The 16,265-nt window shown below is 59.5% G+C and carries 9 protein-coding genes; 4 read left to right on the forward strand and 5 right to left on the reverse strand.

Going from position 1 to position 16,265, the window contains the following annotated elements; all coding sequences use genetic code 11:
• Positions 1–11 precede the first annotated feature (11 nt).
• Complete coding sequence (locus tag LB547_RS27220; RefSeq protein ID WP_140561321.1) at positions 12–887, reverse strand: branched-chain amino acid ABC transporter permease; 876 nt, start codon at positions 885–887, stop codon at positions 12–14.
• A gap of 185 nt (positions 888–1,072) precedes the next feature.
• Entirely contained in the window at positions 1,073–2,425 is a 1,353-nt protein-coding gene (locus LB547_RS27225; RefSeq protein ID WP_140673400.1) for a substrate-binding protein, read from the reverse strand.
• A gap of 223 nt (positions 2,426–2,648) precedes the next feature.
• On the opposite strand from LB547_RS27225, the gene LB547_RS27230 reads away from it, so the two are divergent.
• Together LB547_RS27230 and LB547_RS27235 are read left to right on the forward strand one after the other, a co-directional pair.
• Positions 2,649–3,386, forward strand: a complete 738-nt coding sequence (locus LB547_RS27230) for a Crp/Fnr family transcriptional regulator (RefSeq protein WP_140498481.1) — start codon at positions 2,649–2,651, stop codon at positions 3,384–3,386.
• 224 nt (positions 3,387–3,610) lie between these two features.
• The gene (locus tag LB547_RS27235) at positions 3,611–3,883 is read left to right on the forward strand and encodes a hypothetical protein (RefSeq protein WP_140498482.1); all 273 of its coding nucleotides are present in this window, start codon (positions 3,611–3,613) and stop codon (positions 3,881–3,883) included.
• Between the two features lie 264 nt (positions 3,884–4,147).
• Here LB547_RS27235 and LB547_RS27240 read toward each other — a convergent pair whose 3' ends face one another.
• On the reverse strand, positions 4,148–4,834 hold the full coding sequence (locus tag LB547_RS27240; protein WP_140763130.1) for a Crp/Fnr family transcriptional regulator: 687 nt from the start codon (positions 4,832–4,834) through the stop codon (positions 4,148–4,150).
• A 47-nt stretch (positions 4,835–4,881) separates the two neighbouring features.
• Complete coding sequence (locus LB547_RS27245; protein WP_181178023.1) at positions 4,882–8,634, reverse strand: ATP-binding protein; 3,753 nt, start codon at positions 8,632–8,634, stop codon at positions 4,882–4,884.
• Positions 8,635–9,050: 416 nt separating this feature from the next.
• Between LB547_RS27245 and LB547_RS27250 the strand changes: the two genes are divergently transcribed.
• Together LB547_RS27250 and LB547_RS27255 are read left to right on the forward strand one after the other, a co-directional pair.
• The gene (locus LB547_RS27250; RefSeq protein WP_140763136.1) at positions 9,051–13,190 is read left to right on the forward strand and encodes a GMC oxidoreductase; all 4,140 of its coding nucleotides are present in this window, start codon (positions 9,051–9,053) and stop codon (positions 13,188–13,190) included.
• Complete coding sequence (locus LB547_RS27255; protein WP_140525292.1) at positions 13,187–14,896, forward strand: alkaline phosphatase D family protein; 1,710 nt, start codon at positions 13,187–13,189, stop codon at positions 14,894–14,896. Before LB547_RS27250 ends, LB547_RS27255 begins: the two co-directional genes overlap by 4 nt.
• A gap of 285 nt (positions 14,897–15,181) precedes the next feature.
• On the opposite strand, the gene proX is transcribed toward LB547_RS27255, so the two are convergent.
• Positions 15,182–16,234 carry a glycine betaine/L-proline ABC transporter substrate-binding protein ProX gene (proX, locus tag LB547_RS27260; RefSeq protein ID WP_224519139.1) on the reverse strand — a complete coding sequence of 351 codons (1,053 nt, stop codon included), beginning with the start codon at positions 16,232–16,234 and terminating at the stop codon, positions 15,182–15,184.
• Positions 16,235–16,265 lie beyond the last annotated feature (31 nt).

Genomic DNA, 16,265 nt, shown 5'->3' on the forward strand with positions numbered 1-16,265 from the left:
GGCGACCGCGTCTACTCGCGCCCTGCCGTGCCGAGCAGCCCGTGCGGGCGAAGCACCAGCACCAGAGTCATCGCCACGAACAGCATGACATACGAATAACCGGGATTGAACATCGAGGTGATGCTGATGATTTCGCCGGCGATGAGGCCGCCGAGGATCGCGCCCGGAAAGGAACCGACGCCGCCGATCACCACGACCACGAAGGTCTGGACCAGTATGGCTTCCCCGACATCGGGCGCGATCGACACCACGGGTGCATTGACAATGCCGGCGAAGCCGGCCGCCATGGCTCCGATGCCGAAGACGAGCATGAAGATCTTGTAGACGTCGATTCCAAGCGAATCGACCATTACCGAATCCTCGATGCCTGCTCGCACGATCATCCCGATGCGGGTGCGATAGAGCACGACATAGAGCATCAGCAGCGCCAGGGCGACGATGCCGAGGAGCGCCAATCGGTAGGTGGGATAGACCATGAAGCCCAGATGGGTGATGCCGACCAGCGAGGCGGGCGGCGGCACCGTGCGCGAGAGGCTGCCGAAGAAGAAGCGGATCGTCTCGACGAAAACGATGCCGAGCCCGAACGTAACGAGAAGCTGGTCCTCAAGCGGCCGCATGTAGAAATGGCGAATGATCAGCCGCTCGATCAACACGCCGACGATCATCACGAACAGCGATCCGGCCGCCACCGCGGCCAGGAATGAACCTGTGTAGGTGTAGGCGAGCCAGCCGGCATAGCCTCCGAGCATGAACATCGCGCCATGGGCAAGGTTCAGGACGCCGAGCGTCCCGTAGATGATGGTCAGCCCGGAGGAGATCAGCGCCAGAAGCGCGCCGAGCACGAGCCCATTGAAGCACTGCGAGATGAAATTTGCCCAGTTGATCACTCTGCGCCCACCTTAATCATGAAAAATATGCCCTGCCCTCGCGCCAGCAAGGGTTTGGTTGACAAGTCGCGAACAATCGACATTCCACCGACCGCCGGGAGACGAACCGTCTGCGTCCAGCCAGAGCCAGTCCCGGTGCGAGCGCCTTCTCCACCCGTGACGGGCGGAGAAGGCGCTGCGGGATATCAGGTGTAGCTGCCCAGGTTGCAGCCGAACTCGTCAGGCTTCTGCATCAGCGGCGCGCCATCGACCACCTCGACCACGTTCCAGTAGTCGTCGTCGCTCTTCATGTCCTTGGGGTCCTTACCCTGGACGAGTACGACCGGTCGCACGCACTGATGGTCTTCCGGCCGATAGTGAACGTCGCCGACGAGTGAAGGGATGGTCTCACCCTTCTCGTATTGCTTGATGACGTCCGGCGGATAGAAGCTACCGGCCTGCGACACCATGCGCGCCCAATGAGCGAAGCTGACATAGGCATTTTCGGCGCCCCATTCCGGCCGATAACCGAACTTTTTCTGGAACGCGTCCACGAACTGCTTGGCGAGCGGATACTTGTCCTGCAGGGTCCACCAGAAATCGGTAGCGGCAAAAACGCCGGCTGTCAGTTCGGGGCCTACTTCCTTGGCAAGGAAGGGGATCTGGTAGGGGATGACCATCTTCATGCTCGGAGTCAGGCCGAACTGCTTGGCCTGCTGGATCGACAGCACCGCGTCGCGGCCCCAGTTGACGTTGACAATGAATTCGGCGCCCGAATTGGCGATGTTGGTCAGATACTGGCTGAAATCCTGGGTGCCTAGCGGCGAGACCTGGTCCGTCACCATCTCCCATCCACCCTGAGAGGTCAGGTAGTCGTTCACCGACTTGGTGACGGTGTGACCGTAAGTGTAGTCCGGCGTCATGAATGCCGCCTTCTTTCCCTTTCCGTAGGTCTTCAGAAGGATCGGGCCGATCGCGTTGGCTGCGGTCTGGCCGTAGAAGTTCTGGCGGAAGCCGTAGCGGACACAGTCCTTGCCTGTTGTGTCGTTTGAGCCGGAGATGCCCGCGACGTAGAGGATCTTCTCGCGCTGCGCGAATTTGTTGAGCGCAACCGCGACCGCCGATGAAGTCGAGCCAGTCATCAGGATGATGTTGTTTTGGTGGATGAAATTCTGCTCGAGCTCGACGGCCTGGTTCGGCTTGGCCGCGCTGTCGGCGGACAACAGCTCGACCTTCTTGCCGAGCAACCCCTTGTCGACTTTCGGCGCCAACGCCTTCATCAACTCATGGCCGTTGTTGATGTGGTCGACCGCCAGCTGCCAGCCCTTAAGTTCATCAGCACCCTGCACGGCATAGGCACCGGTAAGGGGCACCGCGGCTCCGATGTAGACGGTGTCGCCCGCCGACCCGGCCGGCCAGGTGCCTATCGCGGGCTTGTCGTCGGCTGCAAAAGCCGCAAAGCTGGATAAGGGCAGAACGGCACTACCGAGAAGACCTGCGCCCGCGTGCAGCATGGTACGGCGGGATATATTGGAAGTATTTTGATCGTCGAGCGGCATCAGCTGTTCCTCCTTAGCGTGGAGCCGTCGGACGGCTCTCATTTGTTGTTCCCGGAAACCGGTTTTTTCCAGCGAAACGCTGAAAATTGCCTATTTGCATGGGCATTCGCAGTGGCGTAGGCCTGCCAGTCAATACAACTTTCGTTTGATGATTCTGTTCATTGATCTGGATTAATAAGCATAGGAAAGTTTCGTTGAAGGTCATGAACATTTGGAGCATGGCATGCCGCTGACCGGCCACCCGATTGTGACCCGACTGACACGTGCAATGAAGCTGGATTCGCTAGACATCAAACGTCTTGAGGCAATCTTCGAGCGCGATCTTACCATTCGGAAACGGGAGGAACTCGTCGTTCACGGCTCCGAGTTCCGAAACCTGTGCTTTGTTAAAGACGGCTACGCGATCCGCTACAGGTTGCTGCGCAGCGGCAGGCGGCAAATCCTGAAGCTCATCCTGCCCGGTGATGTCATTGGATTCCCGGTCAGCTTTTTCGATCGATCCACTTGTTCGGTCGTTGCCGTGAGCGAACTGACCTACGCCGTCTGCTCGTTCGACGCGTACATTCGTCTCTGCTACGAGCAGCCCCAATTCGGTCTGGTGTTAAGTTGGCTCGCCGCCCAAGAGGCAGCGACTTATGCGGAACACATCGTCAATCTAGGTCGGCGCACTCCGATTGAAAGGTTGGCGCACCTTTTGCTGGAGATTCACGCGCGTCTCCTGGAAGTCGAACGCGCCGACGAAGCAAGTTTCGATCTGCCGTTTTCACAGGAAATCATGGCGGACGCGCTCGGGTTGAGCGTGCCCCATCTCAATCGCATCATTCAGCAATTGCGCGCCGAACAGCTTATCACCAGCAACGCGCGCTTCATCGACTTGACTGATCTTGCGGGCCTTCGAAGACTGGCTCAGTACCAGCCGATGTCCCTCGTTCCGATCCCGGTGCTGAAGCAGCGGGAATGAAAAGCGTCCCGTCGATCATATTAGCACCCTGCGTGAATTCCTTCACATACAAATCTCACCCGCGGCGTACAAGAGATGACAGAGCAGGCAATTTAGTCTCTCTTTCGGACAGATCATAAAGAAAATAGCAAAGATCAAGCCCGAAGAGGAAGTTGGTTTTTAAACTAAGCCAATTTCGTTCTCATCACGAATTTTGTGATGCCATCAACCAAAGGGAGAGAAACATGTATAAGATCATTACAGCTGCGTCTGCATTCTTCATCCTCACGGTGCCTTCGTTCGCGATCGACTCGACCTTCGTCCACAGTCTGCGAGCCGACAATGGTGACTTCGAAGCCCCAGGTGACTTGAAGGGTCAACATTCATTGGCTTCAGAAGAAGCGGTGTATGGCTTCCCGACCGGGTCGATCGGATTGCCTGGTGGCGCTTCGAACTCCAAGTGCATGGGGGTCAGCCCACACCAGTACGATCCTGTCAGCCCGGACTGCCGGAATTGATCCAGATAAGAGCGGTGGCTAGCGCCACCGCTCTGCCTCCTTGAGCGGGTACCGACTGACCGACGGACTATTAAGAAAAGCCCGACCATAGATCGCGCGACAGCCGTGGCAGGTCCAATCGCCTGGGACGGCGTCAGGATGCTGAACGGAGGTTCCCAGTTCGTCACCACGACAGGTGGAGGACTATCCCTTCATGCCGATCCGGTCTTCGTTGCGCAATCTGATTCGCGGCTCTGATGCGCGCGCCGATTGCGAATGGCGACATCAGTCATCGTCCTGTGACTCGGCAATGTGACGAAGCGCACCGGCATTCGTTATGCGCAGGCCACCACGCTTGATTGCGATGATCGAACGGTTGCGCCAATCGTTAAGTGTCTTGTTGACGGACTCGCGCGTGGCGCCCAGGAACTCCCCCAGTTCGGACTGGGAGATCGGTATCCAACCTGAGCCATCCGCCATAACGCCGGCCAAAAAGACCAGTCGTTTTGCCAGCCTGGCCTCAATGCCGAAGAAAGCCTGATCGCCAAGTTCGCCGCTGACCCAACGCAGCCGTGCGCACAAAAGCTCAATCATGGCGCGTGCCAGAGGTGGAGTTTTTTCGATGCGATCGAAGAGCTGCTTCCGACCGAGCGAGGCCAGATCGCAAACGGTCAGGCAAGTGGCGGTTGCGGTGCGCGGGCGCCCGTCGAGCGCGCCGATCTCTCCGACCAAGCTGTGCGAAAGCTCGATATTGGCCACCAGCTTCCGGCCTCCCGGCGAATACATCGAGATCTCCACCGTCCCGCTCATCACCCCGTAAATACGATCGGATGGATCTTCCTGGACGAAGAGAATCTGGCCCGCCGCGTGGCGTTCAACCTTGCAGCCGCCGAAAAGAAGATCGAACAGGCGCGGATCGATCCGTGCAAGGCGCGGGAGATCATTTCTTTCGTTCGCGCCGCCAAAAGCCATGTCGCCCCCAAGTTGCCGATCGGATAACTCCAACGCAGGAGAGTATCTTAGATCTTGTCTTGCCGGCGCCTCAGCTCGGCCGCAATGATCGACTGATCCCTGCGTAACGAGAGGCGCCGCGCAGCCGCGAGTGCTTGCCGCCAAGTAGAGACGGCGCGGTCACCGCGCCCATCCAGCCAATGGGCCACGCCGACCCACAGCCCATACTGGGCGGTGCCGACAGGAAACGCGCGGCGGTAACGCTTGAGCTCATGCAGCGCTTGGCGCTCCCAGTGGCGCCACTGGTCGTACTCGCGCGAGAGGCCTGCCTCCCTGCCGCGCAGAAGCACTTCGCACACGCCGGCAATGCCGGGCAGTGTGCTGTGCACAGTCGGCCGACGCATCTCGCGCAGCAGGCGTAGCGTCTCGACCACAGCCCGAAGGCTCTCAGCATGGAGCCCGACCCGTGCAAGCGCGAGCGCAAGCGACCCTTTGGCGGAGACCAAGTCGGCGAGATCGGCGGATCCGACCATAGCGGACGTGGTCAGCCGAAGGATGTCGACCGCTTCACGGGGGCTATCCGTGTGGAGCACACACAACGACTTGCATCGGAGCGCCCAAATCTCTTGCTGGAGGTTTCCGCTGTTCTGCGCGCGGGAGAGCAGCGCCTGGGCGGTGTACTCCAGCGCACCCGATTCACCGCGGTAGTACATTGACCAGAAGCGCATGGCCTGGGCGTTGCACCAACTTAGTTGATCGCCCGCCTTTAGACACAGCTCTTGAGACTGATCCAGACGACGATCTACCATCAGCCAGTCGCAGCGGCCGATGCGCCAGAGCGCATCGAGATTACACAGGTGGGCATGGACCGCTGGATCGGCGAGCGCAGTCACCACCCGTTCTGCCCTTGCCATGAAGTAGTTGCAAGCGCGCCGGCGCCCCAGAATTCCCAGCCCGCATGCCAGTTGGGCGGACGCGATCACCATCTCCATGGTGAGCCCCGTGCGCTCCGCATGGGCGACAGCCGCGACGGTGTGGGAAAACGCTCGCGAAAAGCGAAGCTCGAAATAGTCCACGACCGCCGCCTGGTTAAGGCAGCGAGCTAGTTCTCGCTCCCAGGAGTCCAGCACACCACCTTGAGTTGACCATAGCGAAGGAGGGAACACCTGTTGGAACGCGAGCCGCATTCCACCCCCAAGCAGCCGCATCAAAAGGGCTGCCGAGGAACGTGGAACCGGCGTGCCCGCCAGGGTGAGGGCGCGCCTCACCGAAATGCCCTGAGCATGGAGGTCGCCACGACTGTAATGGGCCTCGCCGAGCTGCCTGCGCCAACGCACCGACTGAAGTCTTTGCTCAGCACTCCAAGGCTGCTTCGACTCGTATCTCAAGCAGATTTCCAGAAACGCCTCGACCTCTCGAAACGCACCGACCTGCAGCGCCTTGATTGCTGCCAAATTGGCATATCCAACTGCCTTGAAATTGTTTCCGGCGGCCTCAAAATGCTGAACGAGGGCCGCGACATCCGCGCCCATGGCGGCCGACTGGCTCGACTCGATCCAAGCGGCCAGAGCTGCATGAAGTCGCTGTCGCACTTCACTGGGAATTGAGCCATAAACGACGTCTCGGATTTGATCATGACGGAACTCGTAGTTCCCTGATCCAGTGCCCTGACGCACGAGATGCGCCGCCACGAGCGACTCGACAGCTGCACCCACACCGTCGTGATCCAACTCGCCCTCGAGCAACGTCGCCAGGGCCTCGCCGGTAAATGAACGCCCGATCACGGCCGCAGCCCTGAGAACGTGCTGGACTGAGGTCTCCAATCGATCAACGCGCTCCCGAATGACCCGATCGACACCTTCGAAATATCGAAGGCTCTCGAGCGGGCGGATCGGACACCACAAACCATCGCGTATGGCGATGAGCCCCTGGCTCTTTAATGTCAGCGCTATCTCCTCGGCGAAAAACGGATTGCCACCGGCTAAGGCCGAGACCCGGCGCGCCAGTTCGCCATGTGGGGGCACATCCCCGAGCGTGCGGGCGACCAGTTCGCAAATCGACGCCTCGCTGAGTTCCTCAAGATCCAGGATACGACACAGGCGCGCGGGATCGTCAGGTTCCGTTCCGGATGTATTCCTTCTTGTGGCCTCGGCTCGCCTTCGTAGGTTTTTTAACTCCTCCGGAACTTCGTCCGAGCGTACGCACAGGACCAGAAGCAACGAGGACAGAGATGAGAGAACCCACTCGACGAGGCGCCACGATGCCGAATCCAGCCACTGACTGTCCTCCAGGACCAATGCCAACGGGCGCGGTGCCAAGTTATCCATGAGATCACCCAAAAGACGCATGGTGGCATCAGCGCGATGAGGTCCCTCCAGATGTCGCGTCCCGTCGTTTTGGGGAATTTCGATGCTCAGAACATCACCTAGCAAGGGCAGTCGCCCAACGAGCGACGAGTTGCCTTGAACCCGTTGTGTGACGACATCAAGCACCGCAAATCCATCGCTGTCGGACGGGAGGCCGAGAAGGGACACAAGCACCCGCCGCCATGGCAGGAGCGATGTCCGGCGATCGTCACGTTCGGCGCGCGCGGTCAAAACCTCGATTGCGGTTGAGCGCAGTTCGTCCGTGAAAGCTCTGATCAAAGCGGTTTTTCCAATGCCCGACTCACCCAAGACAACGAGCAAACGCCTGCCTCCACGGCGGGTCTCCTCGAACGTACGTTTCAGGAACTCCAGCTCGCTCTGCCGACCAATCAGCGGACTAAGAGGTTGGACCGGGGCGCGCGGATCCATGGGACAAAATACCGTTGCCATGTCCCCAAGTCCGTCCAGTTGCAACGTGCCGTGTTCTTCGAACCAAAACGCCGTCCGGCTGGCTCGCTCTGTTGGTGCATCGCAGAGAACGTTTGCCGATGCCGCCGTCATAAGCCGCGCCGCCCGATTCACGGGCGCGCCGATCACCATCAGCTGGCGCCGGCGTGCGCTTCCGACAACACTAAAAAGCGCATCGCCGGTAGCCACGCCCATCGACGCGGAGAGGCCCAAGCGTTGGGCCGTCAGACGGATCGCGCGAGCAGCATCGACGGCACGGCAAGGATCGTCGCGGTGGAAACTGCCTCGCGCTCCGAACGTCGCAAAGAAAATCAGACCTTTGTCGTCAAAGAGCAACTCGCCGGCCGGCCCACCGCGCGAACGCAGATCCTCCTGGAGGGTCGCGCATAGCAATTGATAGCGCGCAAGCGCCTGAGGTTGACGATGGTCAAGTCCGGCAATTCGCGCGAAAAGGGCGGTGATCGGCCTAATCTCCGCCAGGGCGTCTAAGCGGGCGGTCGTTGGACGATCTTCTTCGGAACGGATGGCAACGGCGCCGTCCGCGGCAACTGAGCGCAAGTCGGCTTCGGACAGCAGGTCCCTGAGCTGCAAAGGCAAAAACCTTGCCAGCCAGCCCGGAGGCGGAGAAGCCAGCGTAGGCCGACTGCGCCGCGATTGAGACGGCTGCGCAAGGGCCAAGTTGGCTTTGTCGGAAAGTACATATTCCCATCGGCGCGCAGCCGCTTGGGACTGAGCGGCCTGCATGATGGCATCTCCGCCTGCAAAGAGAGTCCAGACCGGCTGACCGCCCAAAGCCGCCGCCCAGAGGGCCCCCGCCCCTACTCCAACATGCAGCGCGGGTGCGATTTCAGCTGTTCCGTCCTCCAAACGCTCGTTCTGGCCGCCGCAGATTGCCTTGGCACAGGCTGTCGCCGCTCGCACCGCGCTTTCAAGTCCGCGGACATCCGCCGACCAGTAGGCCAGCAGTTCGTCGCCGGCGAGGTACAAAATCTCGCCTCCACGATTGTATACTTGCTCCACGCATCGTGCGTAGGAATGACTAAGCAGGCTCGGGATTCTTTCAAGTCCTTCTTGCCCCCGTCGTGCTAGTTGCTCGACCAAGGCCGTGTATCTGGACACATCGACAAACACCACTGCAGCCTGGAATTCGACGGATACTGGGCCATCCGCTCGAAGTGCGTGAATTCTACCGAGTAATTCCAGCGGCAGAAAACTCTCAAGTAGCTCGCAAGTACCCTCCATGGGTTCCTTCCCGCAGCCGTGCCCATGGTTTCAGGGCAGAGAAAGGCACCGCCGACCGCGCACTTCCTAAAGGGAATGAATATCGCCCCGATAGATTGCGTGACTTCCTGACGTTACACCAAATTTCGTATATGATTGATATCTAAATTAGGGAGGACGCATTGCCTGTACACATCAAGGCAGCGCCGGAGCCGCCACGTGCGACGGCTTGGCTCTCGCACCGACTCGAGACATTGGTCCACGATTTTCCGCAGATCGCCGATAGGGAAAGGACAACCGTCAAGGGCGGATATGACTTTGATGTTGCCATCGTTGGCAGCGGCTATGGCGGCTCGGTGGCTGCCGCCGAATTGAGCGCCTGCAAGGATGTGCAAGGCCAATCTTTAAAAATCTGCGTACTGGAACGCGGCAAGGAGTACCTGGCCGGAATGTTCCCTTCGCGATTGGCCGATCTGGGCGGCCACGTCCGCTTTGCCACCCCCTTTGCGAAACGCCAACGCGGCGTGTTCGATGGTCTTTACGACTTGCGCTGCAGCGACGACGCGGTAGCTCTCGTCGCGTGTGGCTTGGGTGGAGGCTCATTAATCAACGCCGGCGTGATGGAGATGCCGCTGCTGGAGATTTTCCGGGAAGCACGCTGGCCCACCAAAATCCGCAGAGATACGACGCTCGCAGAGACAGCTGAACGGCTGCGTGATTGGTTGGGAGCCAAGCCGATACGTGTCACCAAGCCTTTCCTGGCCAAGTCCGAAGCAATTAGAAATTTGGCTGGTGGCAAAGCACGACCCGCTCACATAACCGTCGCTTCCGATTGCCACACCAACCACGCCGGGGTCGCGATGAGCGAATGTCGCCGTTGCGGCGACTGCGCCACTGGTTGCAACTACAATGCCAAAGAATCCCTCGACCTGAACTTGTTGCGGCTAGCTCGACAAAGCCTGGTACAGATCGTCACTGGCGCCACCGTCTTGCGCGTTTTGCGCGCGGGCGAAGGATGGCAGTTGGACGTCAATCACACCGACGGCCATCTACGCGATAACCAGCGGAAGCCGTTCGCGCTGCTGGCGAGGCGCGTGATCCTTGCAGCAGGCACATTCGGCTCGACGGAAATTTTGATGCGCTCGCAAATCCGCGGGATAAAGTTCTCCGATCAGCTGGGAAGCAAGTTCTCCGCCAATGGTGACATGCTCGTCGTTGCCCATGATTTGGCGGCACGGGTGAATGGCGTCGCTGACGAAACCGAGAATCCGGCCCCAAACATCAAGAGCGAGGATTGCGGTCGCGCGGTCGGCCCGACGATAACCGCAATGATCGATCTGCGCGACGGCAACGCGGCTACTGACCTGGTGATCCAGGATCTTGCCGTACCGGGACCGCTGCGCCGCCTGTTTGAGGAAAGCGCCACCACATTCGATGTGCTCAATCGCGTCGCCGATGGCGACTGGGCGAAGCATGAGCCGAATCCTTCACGGGCAGACGATGCAGCCGTCAATCCAGCCGCCATCACCAACTCCCTGGTGCTGGCCATGATCGGCCGCGACGACGCGGAGGGAGCACTGGCGCTAGAGCCCTCGATGCAAAACAGCGCCGATGAGAAGCAAGACGATCCTGAAAAAATGCTCGCCGACGGGATGCTCACAGTGCGCTGGCCGGAGTTGCGACTGGACCCCCGACTCGAGAACCATCATGCGCGCCTTGGCGCCTTGCTTCGAGAGTCTGGATTGGGCGGACGGCTGGTGAACAACCTGTTGTGGCGACCTTTGTCCGACAGGCTCGAAGCCGTGTTCGGTCGCCAGCGCGGCCCGCTGCTGACGGTGCATCCTCTCGGGGGCTGCGCCATGGGTGACGACGTTCGCCAAGGCGTGACCGATCATTGCGGCCGCGTGTTCGATGCCGCCGCGGTCGGCCTCAGACGCACTCACGAAGGGTTGATCGTGCTCGATGGCTCGGTCGTGCCCACGTCGCTGGGTATCAATCCCGCCTTGACCATAGCCGTTCTGGCATTGCGAGCGATCACCGAGCTCAAGGAGGAATGGCAACTCAGTGGCGGCCGTTTGACCAATGCACCCTTGCCTGGGAACTCTCGTGGCGAAACGCGGCCGATATATTCCACGCCGCGGACGAACCCTGCGCCTACGCCTACCAGCATCGAACTGACCGAACAGGTGCGCGGCAAGGTCCCTCTGGCTATGCGCGGCAACGGTGTGAAACCACACATGGTCGAACTGACGCTAACCACCAAGCCGGTGGTGCTCACCGATCTCTACGCGCTGCAAACGCCCCGTGGACGGTGTTTGCCGATTGCCCATGGTCGGCTGCGCATTCTGCGTGCAGGAAAGGAGTTCGACCCCATTGCAGATCAGGCCTATGAAAGCCATGTTGCGCTCGAGGCGGAGATCTCGGGATCGCTCCACCTGTTCGATCTGGAAAAATCGCGCCCCGTGCCCCGAATGCTGCGCGCTATCCTTGCGTGGGCGCTCAACCGCGGGATGCGCGACTTCGCTTACCGCTTGGTCCGCCAGGGCCAGGAATGGTTGCGTTTCACGCCGCCTAGCGGAGGGGCATCCCATCTCAGACTGCTCGACATTCTGCACCTGTGCTCGCGTGCGGGCGGGGTCCGCCTGATCGAATACGATTTGCACATCGACAAGGTTGTCGAGCCGGAAGATCTCGGCACGGGCGCGAGGTTCGACAGCTCTCTGTTCACGCAGAAGAAAATCAGAGCGGTGAAGCGGCTCACCTATGCGCGCGGCGCCAGCCCTTGGCAGCAATTGATGGAGATGTCGGTCGAAGTTTTCCCGCAGATGAGCAAGACCGTCATTGGCAAGAAGCTACCGTCGCTAGAGCTAAACAAACGATACCTGGCGCGGCAATCGGTGCCTCTGCTGCGGATAGTGGGGCAGCAAGACCGTGTCGCGGCACTGGCAGATCTGGCCTCTTTCATACTCTACGGTTTTCGCGTCGTGCTTCAGATACATGCACTGAGTTTTCGCCGCCCCGACCCGCCATCTGCGCGTGAACCACAACGGTTGCCCGGGGCGGTGCCGGGCTTACCTGCGCCCCAAATCGACTGGTTGACCTTGAAAGGTCAGCTCAGCCCGCCGATCCGCATTCGCCTGGCCCGCTATGACGGCAGTTCCGCAAAGGTGATCGAGAAGGGCGTCCCGAAACGCCCCGTCTTGCTCATCCATGGTTACAGTGCGAGCGGCACCACATTTGCTCATGCTGCCGTACCCGGCAACCTCGCTCAATCGCTGTGTGATGCTGGGCGCGATGTCTGGGTGCTCGATATGCGATCGAGTTCAGGCCTGACTACCGCCACAGGCGGTTGGTCTTTTGAGGAGATGGCGGAGAATGACATTCCGATCGCCGTCCAACACGTGCTGGCTGCGACAGGGCAGGAAAGGCTCGATGTCGTCTGCCATTGCATGGGCGCGGCAATGTTCAGCATGGCAGTGCTTGGCGAGCATGATCGAAGGAATTTGCACAATAAGATCGGGCGCGTGGTGTTTTCGCAAGTCGGCCCGGCAATGCTGTTGAGTTCGGCAAATGTGCTCGCCGCATATGTGATGCGATATGTACGTTATTTTCTTCAACTTGAAGACTATGTGTTTAGTCCGCATGGCGATATCTCGCTCGCCGGTCAATTGCTCGACAGAGCGCTCTCGGCAATGTGGCTGCCGTCCGACGAGTATCGGCGCGAGAATCCCCTCTGGCCCCCAGGCAAAGCGACGCCTTGGGTCGGCACAAGACATCGGATGGACGCGCTCTATGCACGCACCTTCTCGCTCAACAATCTCTCTGACCTCGTACTCGACCACATCGACGATTTCTTCGGCCCGCTCAGCGTCGAGACAGTCTCGCAGGTCATACATTTTGCTGGCTTCAACACCGTGACCGATCGCGCCGGCATAAATCGCTATGTGCTGCCGGACCGGGTGAGGGATCGACTGAGATTCCCGATGATGTCGATCCATGGAGCGGAAAACGGTTTGGTCGCCCCCTCAACGCTAAGACTGATGCGAAATATGCTCAAAGGGGCCGGCGTGCCGCATTTGAACTCATCTCTGCATGCGGTCGAGGCGGTGCAATCGGAGGAAGAAATCAGGGATCTTATTGACAAAAGCGGCCAGTTCCTGGCGCTCGGCCAACCGTCCTACCTGACCTGGTGCATTGCCGGCCACGGTCATCAGGATTGCCTGATCGGCAAAGACGCCTCGTCGATCTGCGGCGTTATAGCGAAATACCTAGGAATGCCGGATATCTCCGATATGCCGGGGCCCTTGGAGGAAAAGCCATGACGCATTCTCTCCCCTCTGAAGCCAGGGCGCCCGCCTTCGGGGTGCGCGTAGAGGTCGAGGCGGGCAAGATCCTGGTGCAAGCGGCCGATAGCGGAGGGCGGGGCTTGCCTCATGCAGCTTTCATTGTTCCCGTCTACGCAAAGGGCGACCGCCTGCACATGATCGGTCCGCCGGTTACGAGCCGCGGCGACGAGAAAGGACAGAGCGACGATAGCCTCTATAATAGTCTTCCGCATTACTATATTAAGCAACCCGCATCTCCTTACGTATTTGAAGTTCCGCTCCATGAGTGGCCTGAAGCGCAGCAGGTACTGGTCTTGCTGCTGTACGTTCAGGCGCAGGGTATTGGCGGCTTGGCTCGGTTACCGAAACTGCCCGACGCGGCGGGATCACCACCTGAAATCCTCGACACAGGTTCGCATGCCAAGAACGCGGTGAAGAGGGCCGCCGAGGCTATTCGGTATGCGCTCGAGACTGACACATTGGATGATTTGCGAGGTGGCCTGATCGTCGGCAGGCCTGGAAGGTCGCACAGAAGCCATCGGCACAAGAGCGATGCCCGCGCGGTATCGAACCTTTCATTCGCTCTCGCAAGTTGCCAATACCCCAGTGATTTCCTCGACCACATGCCCGACGGTCAGCATGCGACACGAGGGCCCGCGGATGCGTCTCTGCTCGCGCTCGGCGATCTACTGGGCAAACCCGGCGCCCCAACGTTGCTGCTGCTGGCCGGCGATCAGGTATATATCGACGCTACGGCAGGGCTTTTCGACCCTAAGGTAGTCAACGACCGATTCCGAATACCCTACGAACGCCGGGGCCAGAGCCGCGGTGTGAAGGCGGTGATGCAGCGCTTGGACATGGCGGTTGAAATGATGCTGGACGATCATGAGATTCGCGACAATTGGGCAAAAGACCCCGACCCGGCGATGCGCAAGAATGATATCGTCATAAAGCCTGGGAAGCTGGCTTACTTCAGGTACGAACGTGGCAAGACCGAGGTGCTGGAAAAGCGCCTGCCGGCACACATCTGGCGAGACGATTTAACCCACAACGGTATGCCATTCTTCCTTTGCGACACGCGCACCGAACGTCAAGGACGGACGGTTTCGAACTGGTGCGAAGCGCGGATCATGGGTTCAACGCAATTCGCCAAACTTTGTGAATGGCTTACCAAGCCTGAACACACCGAAATGCCCAAATTTGTTCTCACATCCTCGGCAGTGCTGCCGCGGCGGCGGGAGGTGGCCGAGGCCCCCACTTGTGCCTTGCGTTCGGACGCGTGGGATGGATACCCGTTTTCCTTACATAAACTGCTCAGGTTCGTGTGCAACAAGGAAATAAAGGGACTGGTATTCCTGTCGGGTGACGAGCACGTGAGCAGCCTGGTCACCGCTCGTGTAACAAACAGCAAAACCGGCAAGCAGAGCATCCTGCATTGTATCCACAGTTCGGCGCTGTACGCGCCATATCCGTTTGCGAACGGAACTGCCGACAATTTCCAGGCCAATGAGACTTTTTGCTTTCCCGATCCCGATCCTGAGCAGGGGCCGTATTGTTGCGAGGTGCAGACAAGTTTCGCCCCTGGCGACGGTTTCGCGCTTGTAACGACATGCCGCCGCCGTTCGCATTGGCGTCTGGATGTCAAGTTCCACGACAGCGGGGGGCTCAAGGAGAACGGAACCTTCACGCGCGACCTAGAGTAATAGCTGCGCGTGAAATAAGGCTTCACTCAGTTTTTCTCACTATACCAAGCGGCCCGCGCTCGATCAGGCGCGGCGGCAGCTATTTATCCCGAGATAATCGTCTCTGAGGCCGCATGTCCAAACGATCGCCTGCCCTTTGCATGAGCCTGTGTAGCCGCTCCCCATAAGGAAACGTCGCCATGAAGCGAAAACGCTTGGCCGGCAATCGGTCTCCTCAATCGACAATGGTGGCGGACAGGGTCCGCCACCATTGTGATAACAGGCCACGATAGAGGCCTGCCCGGATTATTTCCCGGCGGCAGCCGCATTCTTTACCCAGCCATCGAACTCCGACTGATTTGCGGCAATCCAGTCGTTGGCGATCTTCTTGATCTCGGCGTCGGTCTTGTTGCCGGCCCCCAGATCGCCTTCCCACTGGCTCCAGATGTCCAGCGACCATTTCGCTTGTTCGATGAATTTCTTGGCCGCCGGATTGTCAGCCAGGAACTTCTTGTTGGCGAGCGTGCGCCAGTTCCATGGGCCAACCGCCATGCGGCATGGGTTCTGCCCCCCCGCACAGCCAACCACGTCCTTGACCTCGTGCGTCTTCGGTTTCGATACGCCCTCGGGAAGAGCGTCATACGGGATCGGCAGCCACACCACGTCCTTGCCGGGCTTCAGCCGATAGACGATCCAGGATGGGCTCCAGGTGTAAAGAAGGATCGGCTCTCCTCGGTCGGCCCGTGCAAAGACCTCGCCGATCAGCGGCTCGTATTTGGCGCGGATGGAGCGCACCGTATCGCTCAAGCCGAACTCCTTGACCTGGAAATCGACGACGTCACCGCACTTCCAAGCGGGATCGCAATTCACCAGATTGGCTTTTCCGTCGCCGTCGGTGTCGAACAAGGCGGCGATCTTCGGGTCCTTCAGTTGCGAGACATTGGTGATGTTGTTGGCTTCGGCTGTCTTCTTGTCGATCATGTAGCCGTTGATGCCGCCGCCCGCGATCGTGCCTTCATTGATCAGTTCGACCGTATCCGAGATCTGTGCGATGGCGGGCTCGGCCTGCGGCCAGTTGATGTCGCCGGTCATGTCGAGGTCGTCCTGCGAAATGGCCTGCAGGATCGCCGACATGTTCATGGTCGACAACTTTACGTCGTAACCGAGTTTCTCGAGGCCCGCTATCAGGACCTGGTCCTGAATATAGTTGGCGCCCAGGCTGTCGGAGGACGTGAAACGAATGGTCTTGCCTTCGCCAGGCTTATCCTGCGCAAAACTCTGCCCACCCATCATGGTTGCTGCAACAGCCATGGCGCAGGCCAGTCTCAGCCCTTTGCGGTATCGATAATTCGCCGACATGTATTCTCCCCTTGTTGTGATATTTGTTGCG

Origin of the sequence: Mesorhizobium sp. B264B1B, from assembly GCF_020165765.1 — a bacterium.
In the GTDB taxonomy this organism is placed as follows: Bacteria; Pseudomonadota; Alphaproteobacteria; order Rhizobiales; family Rhizobiaceae; genus Mesorhizobium.

Excerpts from the sequence above, each read along its gene's own strand:
- LB547_RS27225 (WP_140673400.1), bottom strand. The coding sequence starts at position 2,425 with ATGCCGCTCGACGATCAAAATACTTCCAATATATCCCGCCGTACCATG.
- LB547_RS27230 (WP_140498481.1), top strand. The coding sequence starts at position 2,649 with ATGCCGCTGACCGGCCACCCGATTGTGACCCGACTGACACGTGCAATG.
- LB547_RS27235 (WP_140498482.1), top strand. The coding sequence starts at position 3,611 with ATGTATAAGATCATTACAGCTGCGTCTGCATTCTTCATCCTCACGGTG.
- LB547_RS27240 (WP_140763130.1), bottom strand. The coding sequence starts at position 4,834 with ATGGCTTTTGGCGGCGCGAACGAAAGAAATGATCTCCCGCGCCTTGCA.
- LB547_RS27255 (WP_140525292.1), top strand. The coding sequence starts at position 13,187 with ATGACGCATTCTCTCCCCTCTGAAGCCAGGGCGCCCGCCTTCGGGGTG.
- proX (WP_224519139.1), bottom strand. The coding sequence starts at position 16,234 with ATGTCGGCGAATTATCGATACCGCAAAGGGCTGAGACTGGCCTGCGCC.